1 protein-coding gene and 1 pseudogene are annotated in these 1538 nt (G+C 64.7%); both read left to right on the forward strand.

Annotated features, from left to right (window positions below):
* Positions 1-119: 119 nt before the first annotated feature.
* A pseudogene (locus tag BVER_RS27715) lies at positions 120-1229 on the forward strand (TraB/TrbI/VirB10 family type IV secretion system protein); the annotation flags it as partial.
* Entirely contained in the window at positions 1226-1483 is a 258-nt protein-coding gene (locus tag BVER_RS27720; RefSeq protein WP_050455986.1) for a DUF2274 domain-containing protein, read from the forward strand. The pseudogene BVER_RS27715 and the gene BVER_RS27720, both read left to right, overlap by 4 nt.
* Positions 1484-1538: the final 55 nt, after the last annotated feature.

The raw sequence follows: 1538 nt of genomic DNA on the forward strand, positions 1-1538 counted from the left end.
GCGAAGTTCCAAACTCCCAGGAAACCATTCAGATCAATATTGCTTCTGGGAGTTCTGGGAAACACGATCTTCCGGCGGCCCCTTGCCACCCTTGACTTCGACTAATTCTGAAGGGCCGACTCTATAACGTCGATCGCGTGCAGCGGGCTGGCGAACTCGATCAGTTGCCGGCCGACTACACCAAACTGCCGCAAAAGGCCGCATCAGAGGTGCCGCCGCTCGGGCCGCCGTTACCTGGCGATCTGGGGCCGCCGATGCTGAATGCCCAACGGCCAGTGGAGGCCCGTTACACCGCGCCCGGTGAAGGACCGGGCGACGCGGATCGGGATGCCCGGCACAAGGAGGCCGAAGCGGCGGCGGGATCGTCCGTGTTCTTCCGCACCGGGCAGCCCGGCTCGGGCGGTCCCGTCCAGACCGTCGCCGCCACCGAAGCGGAGAAGGCGTCGCCCACGGCTACGCTGGCTGACCTCGATGCGTTGGCATCGGGCGCACCGTCGGGCACGTCGCCCACGGTGCAGGCGGCGGGATCCGCCGATCCGGGAGCCGTGCAGAACCGGCAGGACCAGAAGGAAGCGTTCCTGAAAAGCGCAAAACCGGAAACCCGCAATGCCAGTACTCTGCGCATGCCCGCCTCACCCTATCAGGTGATGGCCGGAACGGTGATCGCCGCCGCACTGGTGACGGGCATCAAATCGGACGTGCCGGGTGACGTGATCGCGACGGTGACGGAGCCGGTCTACGACACCGCGACGGGGCGATATCTGCTTATCCCGCAAGGCTCGCGGCTCTTCGGGAAATATAATAGTCAGGTGAGCTATGGACAAAACCGGGTGCAGGTTGTCTGGAACCGGATCATCCTGCCCGACACGTCGTCGATCATGCTCGACAATCTCGCAGGTGCCGATCCGGCCGGCTATGCCGGCCTGGAGGATGGCGTGGACTGGCACTGGCAACGGCTCGTGGCCGGTGCAGCGCTTACCAGCCTCCTGGGTGTCGGTGCCGAGCTGGCCGCGCCTGAGAATCGCAACGGTGACCGGATCATCATCGCCGGCCGCGACAGCTTGCAGGACAGCGTGAACCAGGCCGGGCAGGAACTGACCCGGCGCAACCTCAATCTCCAGGCCACGCTCACCGAGCGGCCAGGGTTGCCGGTTCGGATCATCGTTCGATCGGATCTGGTGCTTCGGCCCTACCAACCCCTGTTTGTCGATGGAGGCACAACGCCATGACCACCCACAAATCCCTGCGGCTCGGCCCGTTGCCAAGCACGCGGGCCGTGAAGATGACCTTCCTTTGCCCGGCCCCGCTCAAGGCAGAGCTAGATCGCTATGCCGACGTCCATGCGCAGACCTATGGCGAAGCCGTCGATACCGCGACCCTGATTCCCCATATGCTCGAAGCGTTCATGGCGAACGATCGCGGGTTCCGCCGAACGGCCGCGCCAAAGAAAGCGTCGGCAACATCGATCGCACCGCACACATAGGGACGCGAGTGGGCGGTGCGGCGGGCCGACCGGCGAGATACACTGGATCTCCCTT

This window comes from Candidatus Burkholderia verschuerenii (genome assembly GCF_001189365.1).
Taxonomy (GTDB): domain Bacteria; phylum Pseudomonadota; class Gammaproteobacteria; order Burkholderiales; family Burkholderiaceae; genus Caballeronia; species Caballeronia verschuerenii.

Coding starts and splice junctions, on each gene's coding strand:
- BVER_RS27720 (WP_050455986.1), top strand. CDS start 1,226: ATGACCACCCACAAATCCCTGCGGCTCGGCCCGTTGCCAAGCACGCGG.